Source organism: Listeria sp. ILCC796, assembly GCF_900186175.1.
Taxonomy (GTDB): domain Bacteria; phylum Bacillota; class Bacilli; order Lactobacillales; family Listeriaceae; genus Listeria; species Listeria goaensis.
The window spans coordinates 264,776-290,650 of record NZ_FYBV01000002.1 but is presented as its reverse complement, the minus strand read 5'-3'; the positions used below and the strand labels follow the sequence as shown (position 1 = coordinate 290,650).

Annotated in this window: 25 protein-coding genes; 18 read left to right on the top strand and 7 right to left on the bottom strand. The window is 39.6% G+C overall.

The annotated features are described in order from the left end of the window. Nucleotides 1-66 precede the first annotated feature (66 nt). From fumC to CFS04_RS04090, 3 genes are all read left to right on the top strand, one after another. Nucleotides 67-1,428, top strand: coding sequence for a class II fumarate hydratase (gene fumC, locus CFS04_RS04100; RefSeq protein WP_088809341.1), 1,362 nt, complete (start codon nucleotides 67-69; stop codon nucleotides 1,426-1,428). Between the two features lie 88 nt (nucleotides 1,429-1,516). After that, on the top strand, nucleotides 1,517-2,650 hold the full coding sequence (locus CFS04_RS04095; protein ID WP_088809340.1) for a DUF445 domain-containing protein: 1,134 nt from the start codon (nucleotides 1,517-1,519) through the stop codon (nucleotides 2,648-2,650). A gap of 63 nt (nucleotides 2,651-2,713) precedes the next feature. Beyond that, on the top strand, nucleotides 2,714-3,064 hold the full coding sequence (locus tag CFS04_RS04090; protein ID WP_088809339.1) for a YlbF family regulator: 351 nt from the start codon (nucleotides 2,714-2,716) through the stop codon (nucleotides 3,062-3,064). Between the two features lie 41 nt (nucleotides 3,065-3,105). On the opposite strand, the gene CFS04_RS04085 is transcribed toward CFS04_RS04090, so the two are convergent. After that, nucleotides 3,106-3,561 (bottom strand): hypothetical protein, encoded by a 456-nt coding sequence (locus CFS04_RS04085; protein ID WP_088809338.1) that lies wholly within the window; start codon nucleotides 3,559-3,561, stop codon nucleotides 3,106-3,108. 143 nt (nucleotides 3,562-3,704) lie between these two features. Between CFS04_RS04085 and CFS04_RS04080 the strand changes: the two genes are divergently transcribed. From CFS04_RS04080 to yhaM, 3 genes are read left to right on the top strand one after another with little or no spacing between them, the layout of a single operon-like run. Further along, nucleotides 3,705-4,925 carry a DNA repair exonuclease gene (locus tag CFS04_RS04080; protein ID WP_088809337.1) on the top strand — a complete coding sequence of 407 codons (1,221 nt, stop codon included), beginning with the start codon at nucleotides 3,705-3,707 and terminating at the stop codon, nucleotides 4,923-4,925. Next, nucleotides 4,922-7,627 (top strand): AAA family ATPase, encoded by a 2,706-nt coding sequence (locus CFS04_RS04075; protein WP_088809336.1) that lies wholly within the window; start codon nucleotides 4,922-4,924, stop codon nucleotides 7,625-7,627. The genes CFS04_RS04080 and CFS04_RS04075 overlap by 4 nt, the downstream gene beginning before the upstream one ends. A gap of 38 nt (nucleotides 7,628-7,665) precedes the next feature. Beyond that, nucleotides 7,666-8,613 (top strand): 3'-5' exoribonuclease YhaM, encoded by a 948-nt coding sequence (gene yhaM, locus CFS04_RS04070; protein ID WP_088809335.1) that lies wholly within the window; start codon nucleotides 7,666-7,668, stop codon nucleotides 8,611-8,613. Between the two features lie 36 nt (nucleotides 8,614-8,649). Here the strand turns inward: yhaM and CFS04_RS04065 are convergent, their stop codons facing one another. The 4 genes from CFS04_RS04065 to CFS04_RS04050 all read right to left on the bottom strand — a co-directional run bounded on the left by CFS04_RS04065 (nucleotide 8,650) and on the right by CFS04_RS04050 (nucleotide 11,180). Next, nucleotides 8,650-9,528 (bottom strand): peptidylprolyl isomerase, encoded by an 879-nt coding sequence (locus tag CFS04_RS04065; protein WP_088809456.1) that lies wholly within the window; start codon nucleotides 9,526-9,528, stop codon nucleotides 8,650-8,652. A 132-nt stretch (nucleotides 9,529-9,660) separates the two neighbouring features. Continuing rightward, the gene (locus CFS04_RS04060; RefSeq protein WP_088809334.1) at nucleotides 9,661-10,200 is read right to left on the bottom strand and encodes a DUF3267 domain-containing protein; all 540 of its coding nucleotides are present in this window, start codon (nucleotides 10,198-10,200) and stop codon (nucleotides 9,661-9,663) included. Between the two features lie 154 nt (nucleotides 10,201-10,354). After that, the gene (locus tag CFS04_RS04055; RefSeq protein WP_088809333.1) at nucleotides 10,355-10,717 is read right to left on the bottom strand and encodes a YtxH domain-containing protein; all 363 of its coding nucleotides are present in this window, start codon (nucleotides 10,715-10,717) and stop codon (nucleotides 10,355-10,357) included. Between the two features lie 34 nt (nucleotides 10,718-10,751). Continuing rightward, nucleotides 10,752-11,180, bottom strand: coding sequence for an HIT family protein (locus tag CFS04_RS04050; RefSeq protein WP_088809332.1), 429 nt, complete (start codon nucleotides 11,178-11,180; stop codon nucleotides 10,752-10,754). Nucleotides 11,181-11,360: 180 nt separating this feature from the next. Here CFS04_RS04050 and CFS04_RS04045 point away from each other — a divergent pair, with 180 nt between their 5' ends. Beyond that, nucleotides 11,361-12,110 (top strand): ABC transporter ATP-binding protein, encoded by a 750-nt coding sequence (locus tag CFS04_RS04045; protein ID WP_088809331.1) that lies wholly within the window; start codon nucleotides 11,361-11,363, stop codon nucleotides 12,108-12,110. After that, complete coding sequence (locus tag CFS04_RS04040; protein ID WP_088809330.1) at nucleotides 12,097-13,317, top strand: ABC transporter permease; 1,221 nt, start codon at nucleotides 12,097-12,099, stop codon at nucleotides 13,315-13,317. The genes CFS04_RS04045 and CFS04_RS04040 overlap by 14 nt, the downstream gene beginning before the upstream one ends. A 163-nt stretch (nucleotides 13,318-13,480) precedes the next feature. Here the strand turns inward: CFS04_RS04040 and CFS04_RS04035 are convergent, their stop codons facing one another. Then, a complete protein-coding gene (locus tag CFS04_RS04035) occupies nucleotides 13,481-13,984 on the bottom strand; it encodes an antibiotic biosynthesis monooxygenase (protein ID WP_088809329.1) in 504 nt (167 codons plus the stop codon). A 162-nt stretch (nucleotides 13,985-14,146) separates the two neighbouring features. Here CFS04_RS04035 and hemE point away from each other — a divergent pair, with 162 nt between their 5' ends. The 7 genes from hemE (at nucleotide 14,147) to gpmA (ending at nucleotide 21,965) form a co-directional block, all read left to right on the top strand. Further along, a complete protein-coding gene (gene hemE, locus CFS04_RS04030) occupies nucleotides 14,147-15,208 on the top strand; it encodes a uroporphyrinogen decarboxylase (protein ID WP_088809328.1) in 1,062 nt (353 codons plus the stop codon). After that, on the top strand, nucleotides 15,202-16,137 hold the full coding sequence (gene hemH, locus CFS04_RS04025; protein ID WP_088809327.1) for a ferrochelatase: 936 nt from the start codon (nucleotides 15,202-15,204) through the stop codon (nucleotides 16,135-16,137). The genes hemE and hemH overlap by 7 nt, the downstream gene beginning before the upstream one ends. A 144-nt stretch (nucleotides 16,138-16,281) precedes the next feature. Further along, on the top strand, nucleotides 16,282-16,629 hold the full coding sequence (locus CFS04_RS04020; protein ID WP_088809326.1) for a hypothetical protein: 348 nt from the start codon (nucleotides 16,282-16,284) through the stop codon (nucleotides 16,627-16,629). A 166-nt stretch (nucleotides 16,630-16,795) separates the two neighbouring features. Then, on the top strand, nucleotides 16,796-17,584 hold the full coding sequence (locus CFS04_RS04015) for a GNAT family N-acetyltransferase (protein ID WP_088809325.1): 789 nt from the start codon (nucleotides 16,796-16,798) through the stop codon (nucleotides 17,582-17,584). 99 nt (nucleotides 17,585-17,683) lie between these two features. Continuing rightward, on the top strand, nucleotides 17,684-18,355 hold the full coding sequence (locus CFS04_RS04010) for a Bax inhibitor-1/YccA family protein (RefSeq protein ID WP_088809324.1): 672 nt from the start codon (nucleotides 17,684-17,686) through the stop codon (nucleotides 18,353-18,355). A 139-nt stretch (nucleotides 18,356-18,494) separates the two neighbouring features. Continuing rightward, on the top strand, nucleotides 18,495-21,095 hold the full coding sequence (gene clpB, locus CFS04_RS04005) for an ATP-dependent chaperone ClpB (RefSeq protein WP_088809323.1): 2,601 nt from the start codon (nucleotides 18,495-18,497) through the stop codon (nucleotides 21,093-21,095). A 180-nt stretch (nucleotides 21,096-21,275) separates the two neighbouring features. Next, nucleotides 21,276-21,965, top strand: coding sequence for a 2,3-diphosphoglycerate-dependent phosphoglycerate mutase (gene gpmA, locus CFS04_RS04000; RefSeq protein WP_088809322.1), 690 nt, complete (start codon nucleotides 21,276-21,278; stop codon nucleotides 21,963-21,965). A 30-nt stretch (nucleotides 21,966-21,995) separates the two neighbouring features. Here the strand turns inward: gpmA and CFS04_RS03995 are convergent, their stop codons facing one another. Continuing rightward, entirely contained in the window at nucleotides 21,996-22,184 is a 189-nt protein-coding gene (locus tag CFS04_RS03995) for a YjzD family protein (RefSeq protein WP_007474606.1), read from the bottom strand. A gap of 286 nt (nucleotides 22,185-22,470) precedes the next feature. Here CFS04_RS03995 and CFS04_RS03990 point away from each other — a divergent pair, with 286 nt between their 5' ends. The 3 genes from CFS04_RS03990 (at nucleotide 22,471) to CFS04_RS03980 (ending at nucleotide 25,707) form a co-directional block, all read left to right on the top strand. Next, on the top strand, nucleotides 22,471-23,562 hold the full coding sequence (locus CFS04_RS03990; protein WP_088809321.1) for a glucosaminidase domain-containing protein: 1,092 nt from the start codon (nucleotides 22,471-22,473) through the stop codon (nucleotides 23,560-23,562). A gap of 120 nt (nucleotides 23,563-23,682) precedes the next feature. Further along, nucleotides 23,683-24,636, top strand: a complete 954-nt coding sequence (locus CFS04_RS03985) for a DUF4822 domain-containing protein (protein ID WP_088809320.1) — start codon at nucleotides 23,683-23,685, stop codon at nucleotides 24,634-24,636. Between the two features lie 129 nt (nucleotides 24,637-24,765). Then, nucleotides 24,766-25,707, top strand: a complete 942-nt coding sequence (locus tag CFS04_RS03980; protein WP_088809319.1) for a beta-ketoacyl-ACP synthase III — start codon at nucleotides 24,766-24,768, stop codon at nucleotides 25,705-25,707. Nucleotides 25,708-25,875 lie beyond the last annotated feature (168 nt).

The following is a 25,875-nucleotide window of genomic DNA, read 5'->3' as shown; positions in this document are numbered from 1 at the left end:
TTTTTTGCTTATTTTTATGACTCAGACTCTTTTTAAATATGCTATACTATTTTCGAGGTGAGGATTGTGGAACGAATTGAAAAGGATTCATTTGGTGAGATTTCTGTTGATGCGAGTAAATTTTGGGGGGCACAAACTGAGCGGAGTCGGCAAAATTTTAAAATTGGTGAGCGACGAATGCCACTTGAAATTATTGATGCTTTTGCGTTTTTGAAAAAAGCTTGCGCAAATGTGAATGCTGCTGCTGGGAAGCTTGAAATGGAGAAAGCGCAAGCAATTGGCCGTGCCTGTGACCGCATTTTGAGCGGCGAACTAGACGAGCATTTTCCACTTGTTGTGTTCCAAACAGGGAGCGGCACGCAGACAAATATGAACGTGAATGAAGTGATTGCATTTGTTTCGGAGGAAAATGGAACAAAGGTGCATCCTAACGATGATGTGAACATGTCGCAAAGCTCAAACGATACGTTTCCGACCGCAATGCACATTGCTGCGTATAAGGTGATTCATCAAAATCTTTTGCCAGAACTCGATAAATTTCAAGCTATTTTAAAAGAAAAGAAAGAAGCTTATATGCAAGTCGTGAAAATCGGGCGGACGCATTTACAAGATGCAACGCCGCTTACGCTCGGACAAGAAATTAGTGGTTATGAGGCGATGATTAAAAATGCCAAACGTTTTATTGAGGAAAGTAGCGGTTCACTTCGCGCGCTGGCAATTGGTGGCACCGCCGTTGGAACCGGGATTAATGCATCGAAAGATTTCGGAGAACAAGTCGCAGCCGAGCTTGGCAAGATGACCGGCAATCCATTTGTGTCGGACGAAAATAAGTTTTTTGCGCTCTCAAGCCACAGCCCAATCAATTATGTGCATGGCGCCATTCGTGCTCTTGCGTCTGATCTCATGAAAATAGCAAACGACATTCGTTTTTTAGCCAGCGGACCAAGAAGTGGAATTGGCGAAATTAGCATTCCAGAAAACGAGCCCGGTAGCTCTATTATGCCGGGGAAAGTCAACCCGACGCAGTGTGAGGCGCTTACAATGGTTGCCGCACAAGTGATGGGCAATGATACAACAATCAATGTGGCGAGCAGCCAAGGGAACTTGGAATTAAACGTGTATAAGCCGGTCATTATCGACAACTTTTTAGAATCTGTACGTTTGCTGACAGATGGTATGAAATCGTTCCGTATCCACTGTTTAACGGGGCTTGTCGCCAATGAAGCTGTCATTCAAGAAAAACTCAAGAACTCGCTCATGCTCGTGACAGCCTTAAATCCACATATCGGCTACGAGAAAGCCGCAGAAATTGCGAAGGCGGCACATAAAAATGGCACGACATTACGCGAAGCCGCGGTCACTTCTGGCTACATAACAGAAGAGCAGTTTGACGCTTTTATTGACCCGCTTAAAATGACGAACCTTTAATCATACTTTAGAATGAAATTCCCCGAGAAGCATTGTCGCTTGGGGAATTTTCGCGTATAATGAAACCACTCTAAAGGGTGGTGCAAAGATGCAAACTATAGTAACAATTGGGTTAATGGCGCTAATCGGTGGTTTTATTGGAGCGATGACGAATTTTATTGCGATTCGCATGCTTTTTAGACCATTTGAGGCGAAATATATCGGAAAATGGCGCGTGCCGTTTACACCGGGATTGATCCCTAAAAGACGGGACGAACTCGCGAAAAAAATAGGTGAAGTGATTGTCGAACACTTGCTCACTGGCGATATGATACAGCGCAAACTAGAAGATGAGGCACTTCAAAAGGAAGTTATCCTAACCGTACAACAATTATTTGAAGAAAAAATGGCGCTGCGGACGACACCAGAGGAACTCGCAGAACTCGCTGGATTTAAAGACGGGAAGGAAAGGCTCATTCACTGGGTTTCGGACAAAATCGAACAAGAGCTAACCCGCTTTTTGGAAGAAAAACAGGATGTGGCATTGCAGCAATTTGTTCCCGCCGAACTAAAAAACAGTGTAAAGAAACATTTGCCTGATATGACAAAAATAGGCACTGAACGCGTTCAAAGCTACATTTTAAGCGAAGCCGGCGCCGCACAAATTGCCGCTATGTTAAACAAGTTTTTCACCGAACATGGCAAAATGGGCAGCTTTGCAAAGCTTGTTTTAAACGTGGAATCCTTGACGGAAAAAGCGCAAAAAGAATTGGTAAAAATGCTTGCGCAACCTGAAACGGAGCAAATGATTTTAAATTTATGTGAAACCGAACTCGACCATGTATTTTCACAAAAATTAAATGACATTTTGGCAGCGGATAAATGGCAGCAATTTACTCAGCAAATAAAACATGAAAGTGAGCAATTTTTACGTTCGGAGAAATGGTTGAATAAGCCACTTCAGGACAATTTGAGGAAATATGAAACGCATATTTCGGAGCATCTCATTCCGTATGCCACACTTCGCGTACTCGATTTTGTCGCAAGCCACAGTGCCGACATGATGAAGCGACTGGATATTTCAGGCCTTGTCGAAAAACAAATCGAGACATTTTCCCTAGAAGAGGTAGAAGCGATTGTAATCGATATTTCGGGACGCGAGCTAAAAATGATTACGTATCTCGGCGGTGTTTTAGGTGGTTTTATCGGAATTATTCAAGGGATTCTAGCGATTTGGGTGTGACAAGCGTTAAGACTTTTGTTATAGTTAGTTAAGAAGAAATAAACTATTTTGGAGGACTTACTAATGAGCGAAAATATTTATGATTTAGCACATGGTTTAGACAAAGGAATTCGTGAAACAAACGAATTTAAAAGCTTGCAAGAAGCATACAAAAATGTGAACGCAGACGAGGAAGCTAAAACAAAGTTCAATCGTTTTCGTGAAATTCAAGTTACGATTCAAGAAAAACAAATGACGGGTCAGCCGATTGATGATGAAACGGTTCAAACTGCACAAGAAGTTGCTGAGGATGTGCAACAAAACGAACTGATTATTGCTTTAATGGAAAAAGAACAAGCGATGAGCACAATCATTAACGATTTGAATCGCATTATCATGACACCACTACAAGATTTATACGAAGTACAACAATAAAAAAGAAACCGCGCCAAGTGTTTGGTGCGGTTTTCATCTATTTATAGGAACGACTGTGCTTCAAGTTCAAGAGCCAGTTCTTTAGCTTGGACTAAAATAGGGGACGCCGTCTGCGCGTTTATTTTTTCAAATGAGAGCAACTTATATTTCTGCGGCTCTTCTTTGACGCCCTCAAAAATAAGTGGCACTACAGTGTCCTTAGAAAAATTCAAATCGACTAAATAAAGCGCACAAATTTGGTGCAGCAGCCGTTTTCCGTCCATTTCATGACCGATTAAGAAATCAAATGTACCAAGTGTTCTTTTCGCTTCGGGGAAAACGCGATACATACTCAGGTGACGTTTTAGTGCGTCATCAAGCATTTCGTCCTCCAAAAGACTTCCACCCGGCAAATCATATTTTTGCTTAAACGGGCCATTCTCGCGCATAACGACCAGGATATGCTGTTCATGAATATATAAGCCATACGTGCAAAAAATACGGTTCCAGTTCCCCATATTATCAATCCCTTCCGTTAACAATCTATAGTTTATTGTAGCACAACTTTAGCTGATTAAAATAGGGCTCTGGCAGGACTTGCGAAAAAAAGTCATTCTCGGTATAATTAGAACATACATTCGTTTTTAGGAGGTGGATAAAAATGAAAGAAGTAAAATTTTTACATATTGCAGATTTGCATTTAGACAGTCCTTTTGTCGGTTTGAAGTCCCTTCCTAAGCCGATTTACGAACAAATTAAAGAAGCGAGCTATCGTTCATTTCAAGAAACAATCAGGCGGGCGGTAGCCGAACAAGTGGATTTTGTCCTAATTGCAGGCGATATTTATGATAAGGAAGACCGCAGTATTAAGGCGCAAGTTCAATTTTACAAAGAGATGAAACGGCTGGAAGAAGCCAAAATTGACGTGTTCCTTATTCACGGAAACCATGATTTTTTAGAAAAAGGAAAAGATTTAATTGCCTTGCCTGAAAATGTGCACACGTTTTTCGAGGAAGTAAGCGATATGGTTTGGCAAGATGGCGACAAAAAAGTAAAAATATACGGCTTTAGTTACCCAGCGCGGCATGTATTAGAAAATAAGACGGCTCTTTATCAAACAAGTGGCGATGCGGATTTTCATATTGCGATGTTACACGGGTCGGAGCTTACGAAATCGAGCGAGCACGATGTGTATGCACCGTTTCGTTTGGAAGAAATTACTCGAAAAGGATTTGACTACTGGGCGCTTGGGCACATTCATAAACGCGAGATTTTGTCTGAAAACCCAGGCGTATATTATCCGGGCGTTATTCAAGGCCGAAATCGGAAAGAAGCTGGCGAAAAAGGTGGCACAATTGTTACGTTAAACGAATTTGGCGTGCAATTTGATTTTTTTCAAACGGCACCAATTATTTGGGAACAAATTCGCCTAGAATTTAAGGAAGAGGTAACGAATAACAGCCTTTTTCGCAAATTAGAAGATGTTCTTTTGGAATTTGAAAATCGTGAGGCTTCTTATATTTTGGACATTGACGTCTCGATTAATCAAAACATTGCGCACGAAGAATGGCTGCCCATGTTGCAAGACGGTCGCGCTAATGAAACGCCTTTTGTATGGGTGAATCGTCTAAGCTTTATGACAAAAAAAGGTTTGTCTAAAGATTGGTTCCACGAAGGGATTTTGCAGGGTGAATTGACGCGTTCAGCGGCGGAGTTAAGCGAGGAAGAGGCTTTTTTCAAAAATGTTGAGCCGCTCTATTTTCATAATGGCATCAGAAAATTTTTGCCAGATATAACGGAAGATAAGCGTGCCCAAATTGTGTTACAGGCGACCAAAAAAGTAGATGAAATCCTAAATCAGGTGGAGGGAGAGCGCAAATGAAAATAACTGCCATTGCGATTTTAGGTTACGGAAAATGGTCGAATGTGACGTTTTCGGATTTAGCAGATTTCCAACTTGTTTACGGCGGCAACGAAGCTGGCAAGTCTACGATTATGGCTTTTATTCATAGCGTTTTATTTGGATTTCCGACAAAGCAAAGTTCGATTCCGCGTATGGAGCCAAAAAATAAAGGGCCATACGGTGGGAAATTAACGCTTGCTGACACGAAACTTGGCGTTGTCACGGTTGAACGGTTGCGCGGAAAAGCAACGGGGGACGTAACGGTTCAACTCGAAAACGGTGACGTGTTCGGCGAGGAGAAGCTAGCGGAGATTTTAGGCGAGATGGATCGTCAAACGTACGAAGCGATTTTTTCTTTTGATATTCACGGTTTGCAACACGTTCAGCAAATGAAACAAGCTGAGTTTGAAAAGCAGCTGCTAGTAGCGGGAACTGCCGGTTCGGATACGCTTTTACAGGCGCTTTTGCAACTTGAAAAGCAAATGGAACTCTTGTTTAAGCCAAATGGACGGAATCCGCAAATCAACCAAGCGATTCAAGCGACAAATAAAGTGCATGAATCCTATCTTTCGGCTAAGCAAAACAATGATAATTACGCCAAGCTACTTGCGAAATTGACAGAGCTAGACGATGCATCGGCGGAAAGATTTAACGAACGCAAAACGTTGACAGGCGAACTTTCAAAACTTGAATGGATGAAGGAAAAATGGCCGGTTTATACGGAGTGGCAATCCTTACAAGAGAAAATCAAACCGGCAGCAGATGAATTTCCAGTAGATGGAAATATCCGCTTAGAGCACTTTCTAAATCGGATACGCGAACGCGAAAATGAATTATTACAACTGAAAGAGCGTAAAAAAGTGCTGGAAGACAGTGGGATTCAAAACGGAGCGATTGCGGATAAATCACAAATTGGCCAGATTGAATCGCAACTTGAAATGTGGCCGATTTATCAGGAACGCAAAGCGGCATTTTTAGAGCTGCAATTTGAAGAGCGGAAACAATTGGAACAGGTGACAATGGAATTTGATGAGCTGCCACTTCATTGGACGGCTGAAACTGATCAAGAAGTAAAACAAATTAGTCGCGAGCAGGAAAAGCTGGACAATGATGTTAGAACGGAAGAATTAACACGCGCTTTTCTCCAAAAAGAAGAAGATGGTGTGCAAGAAGAAATTGATGCATTGGAAGAAGTAATGTGGCCGGCTGAAAAATGGAAAGAAAGTGCGAACCACAAAAATACGAGCAAATGGCGCGAATTTTTGTGGCCGACTTCCATGATTTTGACACTGTTTTCTGTCGTGCTAGCCATGGTGTTTTCCTCGTTTTGGCTGTATGGACTGGCTGTTTTATTCGCTGCAAGCTCGCTTTTTTTCTATATGAAAAGGCCAGCGCAAAATGTGGAGGCGCAGTTCATTTATGAAGAGCAGAAAAAATACCGCAACAAATGGCAGCAATTGTATGTGAAAATGGACGGCATCGCCCATAAAAAAGCACAGAGCGAAATGATTCTTCAAGAAAAATCAGAGAAAAAAGCATATTTAGAACAAAAACAAGCTTTGATCTATGAAAAATGGGATATGCCACCTAAAAATGATTTTTCAGTAGATATGGCCGAACTGAAAGCACAAATTGAATTGCAAAACAGATTGGTGGACATCAAACGCCAATTAGTCGAAAAAGAAAAATTCATCAAGGACTGGGAAGCTAATTTATTCGCCCTGCCTGGCGATGCGACCTCGCCTGAAGAGCGCGTAGCATATTTGCGGCAAAGCTTAATTTCATATCGGGAAAATCAAACGGATTTTGCGAAGCGTGAGGAAAAATTAGACCAGCTTGCAAACCAAATTGATTTGCTTGAACGTGATTTGCGGGACTTAAAACTGGAAAAAAGCAACTTGATGGCGCAAGCCGGCGCGCATTCAGAGGACGATTTTAGACAAAAGGGGCTTGAAGCGCAAGTGCATCAAGAGGCCAAAGCACGGTTACTGCTTTTAGAAGCCGAATTGCCGGCACGGGAAAATTTTGCGGGCTATGATGAACTTTCTAAGCTGAAGGAGCAAGAATTTTTGGTGAAGCAAAAAATCGCCAATTTAGAAGCAGAATCGCGCGAATTTGAGCGGCAACGTGCCGAATTGAAACACGAAATTGAACGACTTGAAGAAGGTGGTCTGTATGCGGAACAAAAACAGCTGTTTTATTTAGCGCAAACGGATTTAACGGAACTTGCGGAAGAGTGGTTTGTTTTAAAGACCGCGCATGAAGTGTTGAAGCAAACAGTTGTCCACTTACAAGAAGAAAAATTTCCGAAAGCTTTGCAATTTGCTTCGACTTATTTTGAAAAGTTAACGCACGAAAGATATAAGCGGATTTATTTTGAAAATAATCGCATACGTGTTGAAAATACTGAACAAGTGATGTTTTCGCCAGAAGAACTCAGTCAAGCGACAAAAGAGCAACTTTACTTATCACTACGTTTTGCTTTAGTTGAAACGATAGCTGATGAATATCCATTCCCTATTCTGATTGATGATGGCTTTGTTAATTTTGATCAGTCGCGTCTCGATTTAATGATGGAACTTCTGCGCTATAAAAAAACGAGCAATCAAGTTATTTTCTTTACGTGTCATGAGGAAACTAGCAAATATTTTTCACCTAACGATAGACTCATGCTATACTAAACATAAGAAAATGCATAGACGGAAAGTAGGCGAAATGATTGGAAAGAAAATTATTAGAATTTGATGTCGGCGAGAGCATAGAGTTGTTTTTACTCATAAAATCCAGTGTGAAAGGAACGGCAAGCAACGGGAAACCATTCCTGAGCCTTGTCTTGCAAGATAAATCTGGAGAACTTGAAGCAAAACTTTGGGATGTGTCAGAAAACGATGAAGCGGCTTATGCAGCAGAACATATCGTTCACATTGCAGGTGATATTCAAAATTATCGCGGAAGAAAGCAGCTCAAAATCCGTCAAATTCGTCAGGCGAGCCCTTTAGACAATGTGAGCGCAGGCGAATTTATGGAAACGGCCCCAGCTAATAAAGATGAAATGGCCGAAGAGATTACACAATATATTTTTGAAATGAAAAATGCCAATTTACAACGCATCACGCGTTCGCTTTTAAAAAAATATCAGGATAAGTTTTATGATTATCCTGCGGCGGTTCGACACCACCATGAGTTTGTATCAGGTTTAAGTTACCATGTCGTTTCCATGCTGAGACTCGCCAAATCCATTAGTGACCTTTATCCAAGCGTTAATCGCGATTTGCTTTATGCAGGAGTTATTTTACACGATTTGGGAAAAGTTATTGAATTGTCTGGGCCTGTTTCCACAACGTATACGATAGAAGGCAATTTGATTGGGCACATCTCGATTGTCGTAGAAGAAGTGAGTAAAATGGCTGAGGAATTGCATATTGACGGGGAAGAAGTAGTTGTTTTAAAACATATTCTACTTGCTCATCATGGTAAAGGGGAGTGGGGAAGCCCTAAGCCACCACTTGTCCGAGAAGCGGAAATTTTGCATCAAATTGATTTGATGGACGCTTCAATGAACATGATGGAGAAAGCACTACGCCATACAAAACCAGGAGAATTTTCAGAACGAATCTTCGGCTTGGATAACCGTGCTTTTTATCGTCCAACTTTCGATGATAAATAAAAAGGATAGCCTAATTTTAGGCTATCCTTTTTGCTTTTATTTTTTAGAGTCGTCGCTAGATTTAGAAGATGAATAATCTTTAAATGCATCTTTCAAATCTTTGTCTTCAATTTTCACATCAGCGTCTTTGTAAACATCTTTAAGCGCTTTTTGCATGTTTTCTTGGTTGATTTGAGAAGCTACATAAGCATCTTTTACTTGTTTCTTATCTTTTTCAAAAGTAGTTTTGCTTGCTGGTTCATCCATTTGGATAATGTGGTAACCATATTGAGTTTTTACAGGAGCACTGACGTCGCCTTTGTTTTTAAGAGCATAAGCTGCTTTTTCAAACGCAGGATCCATTTTTCCTGGACCGAATGGCTCAAGTTTACCGCCATTTTCTTTTGTTGCTGTATCAGTAGAGTATTCTTTTGCTAAGTCAGCGAATTTTGCACCGTCTTTAAGTTTTTTCTCTACTTCGTTTGCAGTTTTTTCATCACCAACAAGAATATGACTTACAGTAATATCTGGTTGCCAAGTTTTGTAGTATTCTTTTAGCGTTTTATCATCGGTTTTAATGTTTGCTTCAGTAGCTTTTGTTACAAGCATGTTGTACTTGATGTTTTCTTTGAAGCTTTCTTCAGTTAAACCGCTTTGCGCAAGAACTGTTGCAAATTGATCGCCATATTGATCTTTGTATTTTTGAACTTCAGCATCAACTTCTTTGTCCGTTACTTTATACTTATCTTCAAGAATTTTCTCGAAAGTAAGTTGTTGAACAATTTGATCGCCGTATTTATCTTTCATTGCTTCGTAAAGCTCATCTTTGGTAACGTCCCCGTTATCAGTTTTGACAACATCGCCGCCATTACCACAGGCTGTTAAACCGACTACTGCCATTGCAGAAACGATTCCTAATGTCATTTTCTTTTTGATTTTCATTAAACTAAACACTCTCCTTAGTTGATTGTAAATATCTCCTGTTTACGAATACTATCATAACACATTTTATTCCATAATTTATGAATATGTCAAAAATTTAATGGTATTCTCATGGAATTTTTGCACTTACTCAGCGATTAAAATAGAAAAGCCACGTTTTCCATCCTCAACATAGCAATTTTTCGGGCATTTGCGTATACGGTTGACGTGAATAAAGTCAGGACAACACATTCCAATATGGACCGATAGTAAAATGAGAAATACCGGTGAATTCCAAATCGGAATCAAAAGCGCAATGCCAAAAAAGATAAATAGAATGAAAAGAAACGGGAAAAGCAATGAAAAAATATATCGCTTTCGTGGAACAATTTGTTTAATACGAACATGAAGACAAGGTAGTATATAAAAATGCTTTTTAATACCAATTTGTAGTCCAGAGTGATAACGGAATAAAGCTACCACATGTAGCACCTTATGAATAGGATAAATGAAAACGAGTCCTAAAAAAGAAGCCAAGTTATACGTAGTATCAAAATTATCAAAAACTAAAAAATTGTGAACCAAAAATAACACGCAAAGTGCGATAAATGAAATGAACGCACTTTTTAAAATAACACGATTATATTCATCACGGCGCTCTGTGTTAACAGATTTAAAGCAGCGCATTTTAACGTCCTCCAGTATATTCATCTTCGTACATACCATAGTATTGTATGCTCTCCTGCTTCGTATTTCAAGTCTTTTTAGAAATTTGATGGAAGAATTATGACGAAAAATTGACAGAAAAATCCCTCTACCAAGTGATAGAGGGAGATAAACATTACTTTGTATCTTTTTTTAATGTTTTTTCTAAGTCAGAAATTGTTTTTTGCATATCTTTAATTTCATCTTTTAAACGTTTTTTCTCTGGTTCCATTTCTTCATTCCATTTTGAAACAGATTCCATAATATCACCTGAAACATCTTTTAAAAGCGCGCTTCCTTCCGTGCCTAAAACTTGGACGGACTGTATTAATTCATTCGCATTATACGCAAGCTCTTTTAAAATAACGGATGCTTCACCAGATTTTTCTACAATGTTTTGACGCAATTCGCGACCGGATTTTGGTGCAAATAAAATGGATGTCGCAGCACCGGTAACAGCTCCCGCGAGTATACCGAATATCAAAGATTTTTTATCCAAAATAATCACTCCTTAGCAAGTTAGGTACCCAAAACTATAAATTTATTAAAGCGCTAATTTTTTCGGCGCGTTCGAGAAATTCTTCCTGGGTATATGTATTTGAGTTCTCTTTCCATTTAAGACCGAAGTCATCATTATTTTTTGAATAACGTGGTATTAAATGTACGTGGCAATGAAAGACGGTTTGTGAAGCCACTTCTTCATTATTATTTAAAATATTTAGTCCATCCGCATTGTAAACATTTTTTACAGCGTTTGCGATTTTAGGAATACGCCTGAAAAGTTGAGCAGCCGTATCTTCATCTAAATCAAGCATGTTGCGAGCATGTTTTTTCGGAACAACAAGCGTATGGCCTTTTGTCACTTGTCCTAAATCTAAAAAGGCATAAACGGCATCATCTTCATAGATTTTTGCAGAGGGAATATCCCCATTTATAATTTTGCAGAAAATACAATCTTCCACGTGCAATACCACCTTTCGTTAGTTAAATTGTTTCTACATACTAATTTACCATAAAAAAATCGGAAAAGCTTGTTTCAGGGCTAGATAATTATTGAGAAGTTTAGTTATAAATATGCTATTATTAAAAGTAAGCAAAAAATAGATTACAGACTGAGATTATTTAAGGAGGCTTCTAAAACAATGCCCTTACTTGAAGTAGAACACTTAACTGGTGGCTATACGAAACGACCAGTATTAAAAGATATTTCATTTGAAATTGAAGAAAAGCAAATTATTGGACTCATTGGATTAAACGGAGCGGGGAAGAGTACTACAATAAAGCATATCACCGGATTAATGCAACCCAAAATAGGACAAATTCGAATTAATGGTCACGAATTAACGGAAAATGTTGAAAAATATCGCTCACAGTTTTCCTATATTCCAGAAACGCCGATATTATATGAAGAATTAACTTTGCACGAACATTTAGAGCTTACAGCAATGGCTTATGGCCTGACGCAGGAAGAGTTTGAAGCGCGAATGACACCACTTTTAAAAGAATTTCGTTTAGAAAAAAAATTAAATTGGTTTCCGGCGCATTTTTCAAAAGGAATGAAACAAAAGGTGATGATTATGTCTGCTTTCCTAGTAGAGCCGAAACTATATATTATCGATGAACCATTTGTCGGTCTAGATCCGCTTGGAATCCAGTCTTTGCTCGGTTGGATTCGCGAAATGCGTGATAAAGGTGCGAGCATTTTAATGTCAACGCATATTTTGGCAACAGCCGAAAAGTATTGCGATAGTTTTATCATTCTTCATCACGGCGAAGTACGAGCAGAAGGGACGCTTCAGGAGTTGCAAGAACAATTTGGGATGAGCGGAGCATCTCTGGATGAAATCTATGTCCAATTAACAAAGGAAGAAGACAACAATGAAGAAATTTGACAGCCTAGAACTTTTTCGCGAAAGATTTAGTTCTTATACAGATGAGTTAAATAAATATCTCCGTTATATGTTTAACGACCATCTGCTTTTCGTGTTAATCATTGGTATAGGAGCAGGTATTTTTTATTATGCTGATTGGGTAAAACATATCTCGCCTAGTTTTCCAGCAGTACCGCTCATGGTTGTATTATTAACATGCACAGTTTGTTTTGGTAGTATCGCTACGCTTTTAAAACGACCTGATGCTGTATATTTAATTGTTCAAGAAAAAGAAATGCATCGCTACTTTCAAAAAACAAAATGGACAACGGCTTTCATGCAAAGCTATCTATTTGCCATTGTCTTACTTGCTGCAATGCCAATGTATGTGGCGGTAACAGGCTATAGCTACACACGTTTTATGCCATTATTTATCATGATTCTCGGAATTAAATTTTGGAACACATATGTTCAATTTGAAGTGGCTAAGCTGGATAATCCTGACACCACATGGATGTTTTTCCGCGTTTTAATCAACGCATTTAGTTTATATGTGCTGCTAGCTTTTTCACTATTTTGGGCAATCCCGCTTGTCATCATCTTATTTGCAGGAAGTTTTTATTTTATCCGCTTAAAAGTAGTAGGAAAAACACTGCGCTGGGAGTATCTAATTGAAAAAGAAGAGGCGCGCATGAACCGCTTCTATCGCCTAGTCAACCTCTTTACAGATGTGCCGCATCTGAAAGGTACAGTCAGACGAAGAAGTTATTTGGATTTCTTATATAAACCGATTCCCTACGCGAAACGCAAAACATTCGCTTATTTATTCAGCAGGACTTTTGTAAGAACAAACGAATATATTGGATTGTACACGCGCCTAGTAGCAATCGCGCTATTGCTACTCATTTTCATTCAAGGCTTCTATATTAATATTATCGTTTCCTTACTTTTTCTATATTTAACTGGATTTCAGTTTATTCCAATGCTCAAACATTTTGATGGACAAATGATGCTTCAACTTTATCCAATTCAAGATGCTTACCGAACACGAAGTTTCATTCACTTCGTCCGTATTTTGCTTGTCGCCCAAGCAGTTCTATTCGGAATTGTTGGAGTCGCTCAAAATGGCACAATTGGAGGATTAGTCATTTTAGGTGCAAATTTGGCCTTTGTTGCCATTTTTTCCTTCCTATACATTCCATTTCGCGTCAAGAAAATGTACGCATAAAGTAGCTTGTAGAAAAATGCTAAACTTAAGCAAAACATACCACGTATAATCAGACTGTTGACAAATGGTGAGATTTTAGGCAAAGCCGAGGCAAGAACTGTTTGTCATCAGTCTGATAAAGAAACGCGTTGTGAGCGATCTGCTCACAACGCGTTTCTTTATTTTATTTCGAGTCATGCGAGAATTCAGGGAAATGATACGTATCAATATGTGAAAAACCAATTTGCGTATTATTATTTTCCATCACTTTAATTACTTGCGCATGATGAGGCGTTGTTTTCCACGCTTGGTAATACCGTTCAGAATCCCAAAACGTCAAAATTAAGTATTTGTTTTGCGTCACTGATTGTCCAAGCTGAACACATTGTAAGCCTGCCGTATCAGCTAAAATAGCAGCAATGTTTTGATACATCTTAAGAAAAATGGGAATCTCTTCATCACGTACCATGATATATTCAAAGGTTACAGAACCGAAACCTTTTATTTCACCGTAAGATTGCATTAAACGGTACGTGGAAGCCTCCTTTAAAACAGTAGGATTTTTTGATTCTTCAATTAAAACCGCATTGCTATAATTTTGTAAAAGAATAAGTGGTTCATTTGGGTGGTCAGCCAGCACTTGCCGCAAATAGTGCTCCGTTCCAGATGTAATATAAATATTTTTCATGATCCTAACCAGCTTTCTGTTTTGAAATTATGTTGCTGAAATTCATTTTCCACCTTTAGAAAGTTTTAAACAAGCTTTAAGCAATTTGTTTGGTTTTAAACATGATTTTTAGTATTCTTGGGTGGGACTGTAAAATATTATATGCGAGGGGCAGACAACGGGATGAAAAAAATCGAGAATGACTTGTTTTTACGAGCTGCAAGAAAGGAAGCGGTTGATACGATACCAGTTTGGTATATGCGACAAGCTGGACGTTCTCAGCCGGAATATCGAAAACTAAAAGAAAAGTATTCGCTTTTTGAAATCACGCATAACCCAGAATTATGTGCGTATGTGACGCGTCTTCCTGTAGAAAATTATGGTGTAGATGCAGCAATTTTATATAAAGATATTATGACGCCACTCGTCGGAATGGGCGTCGAAGTTGAAATCAAAAGTGGGATTGGGCCTGTCATCCATAATCCGATTCGGACCATTCAAGATGTTGAAAAGCTAGACGTGCTTTCGCCGCAGACAGATGTACCTTATATTTTAGACACGATAAAGTTATTAACAGAGGAACAACTTACTGTGCCGCTCATTGGTTTTTCAGGCGCGCCGTTTACACTGGCAAGCTATATGGTAGAAGGTGGTCCTTCTAAAAGCTATCATAAAACGAAAAGTTTGATGTATCGTGAGCCAGCGCTTTGGTTTTTACTTATGGAGAAACTTGGAAAAATGACAGCAGATTATTTAATTGCCCAAATTGAAGCCGGAGCAAGTGCCGTCCAGATTTTCGATTCCTGGGTCGGGGCAGTCAGTCGGGCCGATTATGTGCAGTACATAAAACCGACGATGCAGGAAATCATTCGAACAGTGAAAGCGGTGCATCCAGATGTGCCAATCATTATGCAAGCAGTCGCTGCGGCACATCTTGTAGATGAATTTAACGATTTACAAGTAGATGTTGTTGGTGTTGATTGGCGTATGACGATACAAGAAGCACAAGAAAGGCTGTCGAATATGGCATTACAAGGGAACTTAGACCCTTCCATGCTTCTCGCAAAAGAAAAATGTTTTGAGCAAACGAATGAAATCCTCGTGCAAGGAACGAAAAAGCCGGGCTTTATTTTCAATCTGGGTCATGGTGTTTTCCCTGAGGTTGAGCCCGAAATGTTGAAAGAATTGACGCGTTTTATTCATGAACGTAGCAAAATTTTATTAGGGAGTGACAGAAAATCATGAAACAAGTTGGATTATTAGTGATGGCTTACGGAACACCTTATAAAGATGAAGATATCGAGCGTTATTACACAGATATTCGGCACGGAAGAAAGCCAACAGATGAGATGGTTTCGGACTTGCGCGGCAGATATCACGCAATCGGTGGCTTATCGCCGCTTGCCAAAATAACCGAGGAGCAAGCGTATGGTCTCGAACGGACGCTTAATGAGTTTCAAGAGGAAGTGCAGTTCAAAGCTTATATTGGATTAAAGCATATTGAGCCTTTCATCGAGGACGCTGTTTCAAAGATGCGTAAGGACGGAATTGATGAGGCGATATCAATTGTTTTAGCACCGCACTACTCGAGCTTTAGCGTCCGAGCGTACAATAAGCGCGCACAAGATGCAGCAGACAAGCTCGGCGGGCCGGTCATTAGAAACATTAACGACTGGTACACGGAACCGAAATTTATTCAAATGTGGGCGGACCGAATTAACGCCGCGACAAATGAAATCCCAAATAGCGAACTAGATGAAAGCATTCTAATTGTTTCCGCGCATAGCTTGCCTGAAAAAATTAAAGCGCACGGCGACCCGTATCCTGACCAATTAGCTGAAACTGCAAAATTACTTTTTGATAAAGTAAACGTACCGCATTACGCGCTAGGCTGGCAAAGCGAAGGAAAAACTGGCGAGCCGTGGCTTGGGCCAGATGTGCAAGACTTAACGCGCGATTTATACAAGGAAAAAGCGTACAAACATTTCATTTACACACCAGTTGGCTTTGTTGCAGAACACCTTGAAGTGCTTTACGACAATGATTATGAATGTAAAGTGGTGACAGACGAAGTAGGTGCGACTTATCATCGTCCACCAATGCCAAATGCGGATCCAGAGTTTTTAGAAGTCTTAAAAACGGTTGTTTGGAATAAATATAAAGCGAAATTCTGAGAGTGCACTTAGTGTGCTCTTTTTGTTTCTGAAAAAATGAAAACGTTTTCGATTTTTTTACCATAATACTATAAACTTTTAATCGGATTCTCATTTTTATGGGGCATAATGAATTAAGGTTAAGGTTCATAGGAGGTTTAAATGATGAATAATACAAAAGAGAAAAAACGAATTGCTGATAATGTAGCGTTTTATATGACGATGAATGGATATACAAAACGAACTTTCGCGAAAGCAGTTGGCGTAAGTCAAAATACAATCACGGCAGTTATGACAGGAAAGATGAGGAATCAAAAGAAATTTGATAAATACATACACGACATGACCGAAAAACTTCAATTAGAAGTAAATTATTTTAAAAAAGATCAAGCGGAAATTGCGGCTGAACCAATTAAATTCCAAGACGAAAATAAACTTCATCTTGGCGATGAAAAATTCAACACCTTAAGTTTGATGCTGAAAATTGGCGAAATACATTACGAATGGGAATAAAATTGACAAGAGCTCCTTATTTCATTTGAGATAAGGGGTTTTTATTTGCTTTAAAATAATTGCTAGCACAGGGCTCTTTTATGTCCAACTTGTTGACTAATTTTCATTTATCAACTAAAATGAAAGCACTTTTTGATGAGCTATTTTGGATAGGGAGTGGAAGAACTTGATTAAAAAACTGACATCAGCAAATGAACAAGAACTGAACGAACTACTTAAACCAGAAGCACTTTTAAATTTGTTTATTTTAGGAGATATCGAAAATTTCGGCTATGATAATGATATTATTGACATTTGGGGCGAATACAATGAAGATTCTTCTGAATTAATTGCTTGTCTATTACGGTTTGAACGTAATTTCTTACCTTATTCAAAAACAGAAAACTTCAATGCGCAAGGTTTTGCGGAAATCATTAAAGGTTATGAAAATTTTAATATTAGCGGGATTCCGCGTGTGACGAAGCAATTTGAGAAGTATATTCCAGATTTAAACAAGAAGCGTCATGATTCTTTCTTTGGAAAATGCAATAATGCGAGCATGATGAATGCGAATCGTGAAGTGATTATCCGGTCGGCAAAAGCTGAAGATGTTGCGGAAATTATTACGATGCGCGCAGAGATTAAAGAATTTGGTGAACGCGTGGAAAATGAGGAGCTTGTTATTCGGCAATTAGAACAAGGGTCGAAACGGATTTATTATATTGAACAAGATAATCGTGTTGTATCTGTTGTGGAATCGTCAGCAGAGAATTCTTTTTCAGCGATGATTACGGGTGTGGCAACACTTGATACATACAGAGGGAACGGATTTGCGAGTACACTGATGAAACGAATTTGTTGTGATTTACTTGCGGAAGGTAAAACGCCATGTTTATTTTATGATAATCCGGTTGCTGGAAAAATTTATCATAAAATTGGCTTTGAAGATGTGAGTGATTTTGCGCTTTACAGATAAGGGATAGTCCGATATGAAAACCATACGCAAGTCTGATAGGGATTCCTTTGGAAATATGCTATACTTTTTTTATGAGTTTAAAGACGGGAGAGATTTATGATGAGTGAAGTAAGACAAAATGAACGGATACACGCTGAAGAAGCGACTAATAAGCAAGTGATTATGCAAAAAACATTAAACTGGTTCGTGATTTCATTACTAGTTGCAACACTCGGGGCGGCAGTGGGGAACTCGCTTAATCCAGCTTGGTTTATCCCACTTGTTGTGTTAGAATTTGCGCTTTTAATTGCGGCCATTGTTGTTCGTAGGAAAAAAGAATTGAGTCGAACATGGGGATTCCCAATTTTACTCGCTTTTGCCTTCGTAACAGGCCTGATGCTTGGCCCAACGTTAACGTATTATTTTAACGCCGGCGCAGGAACAGCCGTTTTACTTGCCTTTGTGACGGCATCGGTTACGTTCACAGTACTAGGCTTTGTCGGAGCAAAAATGAAAACCGACTTACACTTTTTAGGGAAAGCTTTGTTCGCGGGACTAATTATTTTAGTGCTATTCTCGCTTTTTGGATTGTTTATGCCGCTAGGCGGATTCTCAATGATTATTGCGGGAGCAGGAACATTAATTTTCTCGCTTTACATTTTGTTTGATTTCAACCAAATTATGAAACGAGACGTAACGCTTGATGATGTTCCAATGCTTGCACTTAGCTTATATTTGGATTTTCTAAATCTATTTCTATACTTGCTCCAATTGTTCACTGGACGCGATTAATAGTCAAAACTCATCGGGGGATATCTTCGGTGAGTTTTTTTGGAAAAAGTTATAATTTCATTGGACAAAGAAGGTCAAACGTCCTATAATATCATTAAGGTCAAATTTGGTCAAAGTGTATTTTAAAGGAGGCCATATGATGGAAATGCAAAAATTTACAACGCAAGTTCAGGAGACAATTGAGGAGGCGCAGAAATTGGCGCAAGGTGCTTTGCATCAGGCGATTGATGTGGTGCATATTTTTAAAGTGCTGCTAGATGAGAGCGACTTTACAAAACGTGTGTATGACATCGCGGAAGTCCGCGCGGACGCGCTTAACGAAACGCTTACGAATGCTTTAGACAAAATTCCTGTTGTAAGTGGAACGAACATTGAATACGGGAGTTCGATGACTCAAGAGCTTTACACGTTAATGATGGACGCTGAGAAAGAAGAAAAAGAGTTGAATGATGAATTTATTTCAACGGAACATTTACTTTTAGCGATAATGAATCAAAAGAAAACGGTTGTGGCGGAGGAAATTTTGTCACAAGGTAAAAATAAAAAAATGATTTTAGATGCGGTGATGCAAATTCGAGGAGGTAAGCGTGTGACTAGTCAAAATGCAGAAGAAAATTATGAGGCTTTAACGAAATACGGGCGGGATTTAGTTGCGGAAGTGCGCAGCGGGAAACTTGACCCGGTTATTGGGCGCGATACGGAAATTCGTAACGTGATTCGGATTTTATCGCGGAAAACGAAAAATAATCCGGTTCTAATTGGGGAACCAGGCGTTGGGAAAACGGCGATTGTGGAAGGACTTGCACAGCGAATTGTACGCAAAGATGTGCCAGAAGGCTTAAAAGATAAAACGATTATTTCGCTTGATTTAGGGGCGCTCATTGCTGGCGCGAAATACCGCGGGGAATTTGAGGAGCGTTTGAAGGCGGTTCTGCAAGAAGTGAAGGAATCAGAAGGGCAAGTCCTACTTTTCATTGATGAAATTCATACGATTGTTGGGGCCGGCAAAACGGATGGGGCGATGGATGCTGGGAATATGCTGAAACCGATGCTCGCGCGGGGCGAGCTCCACTGTATTGGCGCGACAACGCTTGATGAATATCGCCAGTACATCGAAAAAGATGCTGCACTAGAGCGCCGCTTTCAAAAAGTATTAGTTCCCGAACCGACTGTCGAGGATACGGTTTCGATTTTACGGGGGTTAAAGGAGCGATTTGAAATCCACCACGGGGTTAATATTCACGATAACGCGCTTGTAGCGGCCGCAACACTTTCGAACCGCTATATTACCGACCGCTTCTTGCCAGATAAGGCTATTGACCTGATTGACGAGGCGTGTGCGACAATTCGGGTGGAGATTGACTCGATGCCGAGTGAGCTTGACGAAGTGACACGTAAAGTGATGCAACTCGAAATTGAAGAGGCGGCTTTAAAAGAAGAAAAAGACCCAGCAAGTGTTAGACGCCTAGAAATGCTTCAAAAAGAATTAGCGGACTACAAAGAAGAAGCAAACAAAATGAAATCAAAGTGGGAATCTGAAAAAAGTGAGATTGGTAAAATTCGCGAAGTGCGTGAGCAAATTGATGCAGCTCGCCACGCGCTTGAAGAGGCTGAAAATAATTATGATTTAGCGAAGGCGGCGGAACTGCGTCACGGGAAGATTCCAGAACTCGAAAAAGAATTAGCGCAACTTGAAGCGGAAAATCATGCAAAGGCGCAAGATGAGGAGCGTTTACTTCAAGAAGAAGTGACGGAAAATGAAATTGCTGAAATTATTGGGCGCTGGACGGGTATTCCGGTGACAAAACTTGTTGAAGGCGAACGAGAGAAGCTATTAAAACTGGCGGACGCACTTCATGAAAAGGTGATTGGGCAAGACAATGCGGTCGATTTAGTCAGCGATGCAGTGCTTCGTGCGCGCGCTGGAATTAAAGATCCGAATCGTCCAATTGGTTCGTTTATTTTCTTAGGGCCGACGGGGGTTGGGAAGACGGAGCTTGCGAAAGCTTTGGCTTACAATATGTTTGATTCGGAAGAGCATATGATTCGGATTGATATGTCGGAATATATGGAGAAACATGCGGTTTCAAGGCTGGTCGGTGCGCCTCCTGGCTATGTTGGTTATGAGGAAGGCGGGCAATTGACGGAAGCTGTGCGGCGTAATCCGTATTCGATTGTATTGCTAGATGAAATCGAAAAGGCGCATCCAGATGTGTTCAATATTTTGCTACAAGTGCTAGACGATGGTCGCATTACAGATTCGCAAGGGAGACTTGTGGACTTCAAAAATACGGTCATCATTATGACGAGCAACATCGGTTCGACGATGCTACTTGAACGCACGGAAGATGGCGAAATTTCTGCTGAGCTCGAACAAGATGTGCAAAAGGTGCTGCAAGCGTCGTTCAAGCCGGAATTTTTAAATCGTGTAGATGACATTGTTTTATTCAAACCTCTTACGCTAGAAAATGTCAAAGGAATTGTGGAGAAACTGGTTGCCCAGTTACAGCTGCGGCTACAAGCGCAGGAAATTCACATTTCGATGACAGATGAAGCCAAACAATTTGTTGCCGAGGAGGCCTATGATCCAGTTTACGGTGCGCGACCACTAAAACGCTATTTAGTTCGCCATGTGGAAACCCCGCTTGCACGCGAAATTGTTTCTGGCGCAGTTATGCCGCATACAACTGTTGAAATTGGACTTGTGGACGGAGAATTTACATTTAATGTGACGGATTAGAAGTAGGAGCGGATTTCCGCTCCTACTTCTTTGCTATTTTTAGCAACTCACATCATAAAAAAACGAGGAGTCGCTTAGTTGAAAGGAGTAAGCCAACTGCTTTTAAGGTTTATTTTCTACTAAAAAAGGGAAAATTTTGGTGTTAAGGTGTATAGTAGGTGTAGAGAGGATGATGAAGTTATGAAATTAGTTTTAATCCGTCATGGTCAAAGTGAGTGGAATAAACTGAATTTGTTTACTGGTTGGCATGATGTGGACTTATCCGAAGAAGGCATTTTGGAAGCAAAAACTGCTGGAAAGCGCATTAAAGAAGCAGGTCTAGAATTTGATGTCGCCTTTACCTCCGTTTTAACGCGTGCGATTAAAACGCTCAATTTTGCTTTAGAGGAGTCAAATCAAATGTGGGTGCCCGTACATAAATCGTGGCGTTTAAATGAACGGCATTACGGGGCTTTACAAGGATTGAATAAACAAGAAACAGCCGATAAATATGGTGCCGACCAGGTGCAAAAATGGCGTCGCAGCTATGACACGTTGCCGCCGCTGTTAGAAGAAAATGACGAGCGCCAAGCTAAAAACGATCGCCGCTATCAACTTCTTGATACACATGCGATTCCTTCTGGGGAAAATTTGAAGGTTACGCTTGAACGGGTAATCCCGTACTGGATGGACACAATTGCGCCGGAAATTAAATCAGGAAATCGCGTTGTGATTGCTGCTCACGGAAACAGTTTGCGCGCACTCGTGAAATTCCTAGAAGGCATTAGCGATGATGACATTATGGAACTCGAAATCCCAACAGGCGTTCCGCTTGTTTATGAGCTGGATAATGAATTGCAACCGCTAAACAAATATTATCTCGACAAATAAAAAGAAGCGTCCCAAACGGGACGCTTCTTTTTATTTAATATCGTAAATTTCGCTATCTTTTGGCATAAGAAGTGGAATAACAAGTACGAAAAATGAAATCCCAACTGTCAAAATAAGTCCTCTAGTGAAATCGAATGGCACGTAAAGCATGGAAGAAAGTACGAATTCAGCCATCATCGAAAGGAAAAACACCCAAATGATTGTTACGATATAACGCATAGCGGACACCTCGATTCACATTATTACTTGGTTAATTTTAGCATAAAGAAACAAATTATTCCAGTTTTAGCAAAGACACAAATAAAAAGTGTCACTGGATTGTAACATTTAGCTGAAAAACAGTTAAAAGCGTGTGATAGCAATACTTTTTTTGTTGTGTATTCATGATGTGATAAAACTGTTATATTTTTCACATCTTTTTATAATAAACAGCTGTTAAACTAAGTTTTGCAATTGAGGTTTACAGCAAGACAACTTTAAAGAATAGGATGTGCAATAAAGAAAGATGAAAAAAATTAAACATGCTGTTATAGCGTCGGTTATTGCTACTTCTGCTTTACTGCCGTTTGCTACTGTACAAGCGGAAGCTGCTGATAAATCGGGTGTAACAGCGTCACTTCAAGGAATGACAGTTTCACAGCAACAATTTGTTCAAGATATAGCACCAAAAGCGCAAGAACTACAAAAAAAATATGGTGTGTTAACAAGCGTCACAATCGCCCAAGCTATCGTAGAATCGAATTGGGGAAACAGTGGATTATCCACGCAAGCGAATAATTTATTTGGGATTAAAGGTTCTTATAATGGTGATTCCATCACCATGCAAACAACAGAATATGCCGGGGATGAGGCCTATAAAACAGATGCGGCATTTCGTTCTTACCCGAGCAGAGCAGCCTCTGTAGAAGATCATACGATGTTATTTGTAAATGGAATCAGCAGCGATCCTTACCTCTATCATGATGTATTAAATGAAACAGATTATAAACAAGCTTCAAAAGCCATTCAAGAAGCTGGATATGCGACAGATCCAAACTATGCCAATACTTTAATCCAAACCATTGAACGCTATAATTTAACCGCATATGATGATATTTATGATTCGATTCAAAAATCAGAATACGTGCTCGCTTATGGAAAAATGGAAGATCCTAAAAACGCCGCTATTTGGACCTCCCCGTACGGGACAAAAGGAGCAAAAAAAGTAGCCAATGCTTCCGCTTATAAAGAGAAAAGTTTACGTTTAGGTAAGAAAGTAACAACTGAAAGTGGCGACTGGTATGAAATTTTTGAAAATGGCAAACGTCTTGGCTACGTGGACACAGATGTAGTAGAAATTTTCTATACGCCAAAAAATGAAGTGCAAAAAGAAATGAAAAAATATGTCGTTGAAAATGACCAAAAAATTTATACGTATCCAGTAGAAGACAGCTCACAAATAAAAGGTAATCTTAACGATTTAAAAGGTAAGAAAGTCACTATCGATAAACGCGCTGATGTCAACAATGAATATTGGTATCGCATCACTGACAAAGATGGTAAATCGGTCGGCTGGTCAAAAGCGCCTGGTTTTTCCGACAACAACCCTAATAAATAGATAGTTAAAAAAATCGCCTAGTGCGATTTTTTTGTTCATAAAAAGTTTATTTTTTCTTTAGTTGGAGTTTAGTTTCTTTCGGTAAGATGACGATAGAAATTAACAAAGGAGGAAAAAATAATGAATAAACAAGTAAAAATAATGGGGGCATTTCTGCTCGGCGGAGCGGTGTTATTCACAACAGCATACGGGCAAACTACTTACGGTGAGGCGAAAAATGTCGAAGCAAAGAAATATGAACAAAAGAAAAAGTATGTTTCTGGGGAAAAAGCAACGCAAATACTCGGGAGCACCAACTGGCAAGGCACGAAAGTTTATGATAAAAAGGGGAATGACCTGACAGCAGAAAATCAAAACTTTATCGGCTTAGCAAAATACGAGTCTGAAACTGGACGCTACGAGTTCTTTGATGCTAAAACCGGGGAGTCAAGAAATGATGCGGGAACTTTCTTTGTAACCAATGATGGTAAAAAACGCGTTTTAATTTCGGAAACGTTAAACTATCAAGCGGTTGTCGAGATGGAAAAAATCAATCGCGATATTTTCACTTATAAACGCATGGGAAAAGATAAAGCGGGCAAAGACGTAGAAGTATACGTGGAGCACATTCCGTATAAAGGCAAAGATTTACAATTTACACAGCCGGACAAACAATTGAATTCGCAAACTGGAAAAATTATGAAATATGTTGACGGAGATAAAATTTTAGGAAACCGGCTTTGGAATGGCACAAAAGTTTTAGATGAAAAAGGAAATGATGTGACGGCTCAAAATCGGAACTTCATTAGCTTAGCAAAATTTGATAGCAAGACGAATAAATATGAATTTTACAACTTGCAAACGGGTGAAAGTCGGATGGACTATGGCTACTTTGACGTTTTACATGGTAATAAAATTCGCGCGCACGTTTCAATTGGAACAAATAAATACGGCGCCGCACTTGAACTTACAGAACTAAATCCAAATAAATTTACGTATAAACGAATCGGCAAAGATGCAGCAGGAAATGATGTTGTTGTTTTTGTGGAACATGAGCCTTATAAAGGACAATTAAATCCGAAATTTAGTTTCTAATTTATTCCCCTAGTACAGTTTTTGTGCTGGGGGTTTTTTACATAAAAAAACAATAAAATTGCTAATCGGACTAATATCTGTTAAAATTAGCACCAGGTCATAAAGACAGCTTTATATGGAGGAGAAACAATGAACGCAGGTATTCTAGGAGTAGGGAAATATGTTCCTGAAAGAGTATTAACTAACTTTGATTTGGAAAAAATGATGGAAACATCTGACGAATGGATTCGCACGCGTACAGGAATTCAAGAAAGACGTATCGCGCGTGACGATGAATATACACATGACATGGCTTATGAGGCGGCCAAAAAAGCAATTGAAAATGCAGGGTTGACGCCTGAAGATATTGATTTATTTATTGTGGCAACGATAACCCAAGAAGCTACTTTTCCGTCCGTTGGGAATATTATTCAAGATCGTTTGGGGGCTAAAAACGCTGCAGCCATGGACTTAGAAGCAGCATGCTCCGGATTCACCTACGGCGTTGTGACAGCTTCTCAATTTATCCAAACAGGGGCTTACAAGCATGTTGTTGTTGTTGGGGTAGATAAGTTATCAAAAATTACCGATTGGGACGACAGAAGTACAGCTGTATTATTTGGTGATGGTGCTGGCGCAGTTGTGATGGGGCCAGTTTCTGAAGATAAAGGTTTGCTATCGTTTGTTTTAGGTTCTGATGGTTCAGGCGGTAAATATTTAAATTTAAAAGCAGAGAATAATAAAATGTATATGAATGGACGTGAAGTTTTCCGTTTTGCTGTGCGTAAAATGGGTGATGCGTCAATGCAAGTGTTAGAAAAAGCTGGCTTAGAGAAAGCGGACTTAGACTTGCTAATTCCTCATCAAGCAAATATTCGTATCATGGAAGCATCGCGTGAGCGTCTAGATTTACCAGAAGAAAAATTAATGAAGACGGTTCATAAATACGGCAATACATCATCATCGTCCATCGCACTTGCTTTAATCGATGCGGTCGAGGAAGGACGAGTAAAAGACGGCGACAACTTATTACTTGTTGGCTTCGGCGCAGGTTTAACTTGGGGAGCGCTAGTTCTCCGTTGGGGTAAATAAATGCTTTGATTTTTAGATGTTTGAGGTGTTTTTATGTATAGATAAAGACACCTTTCTTTCTTTTGTGGTATAATAAAATCGGCTTGAATTTTGCTTCAAACCAAGCTCTATTTATTTGTACAATAGCTGCCAAGTTGGCTATATGTTTTTGCTATATTTTTATTTATT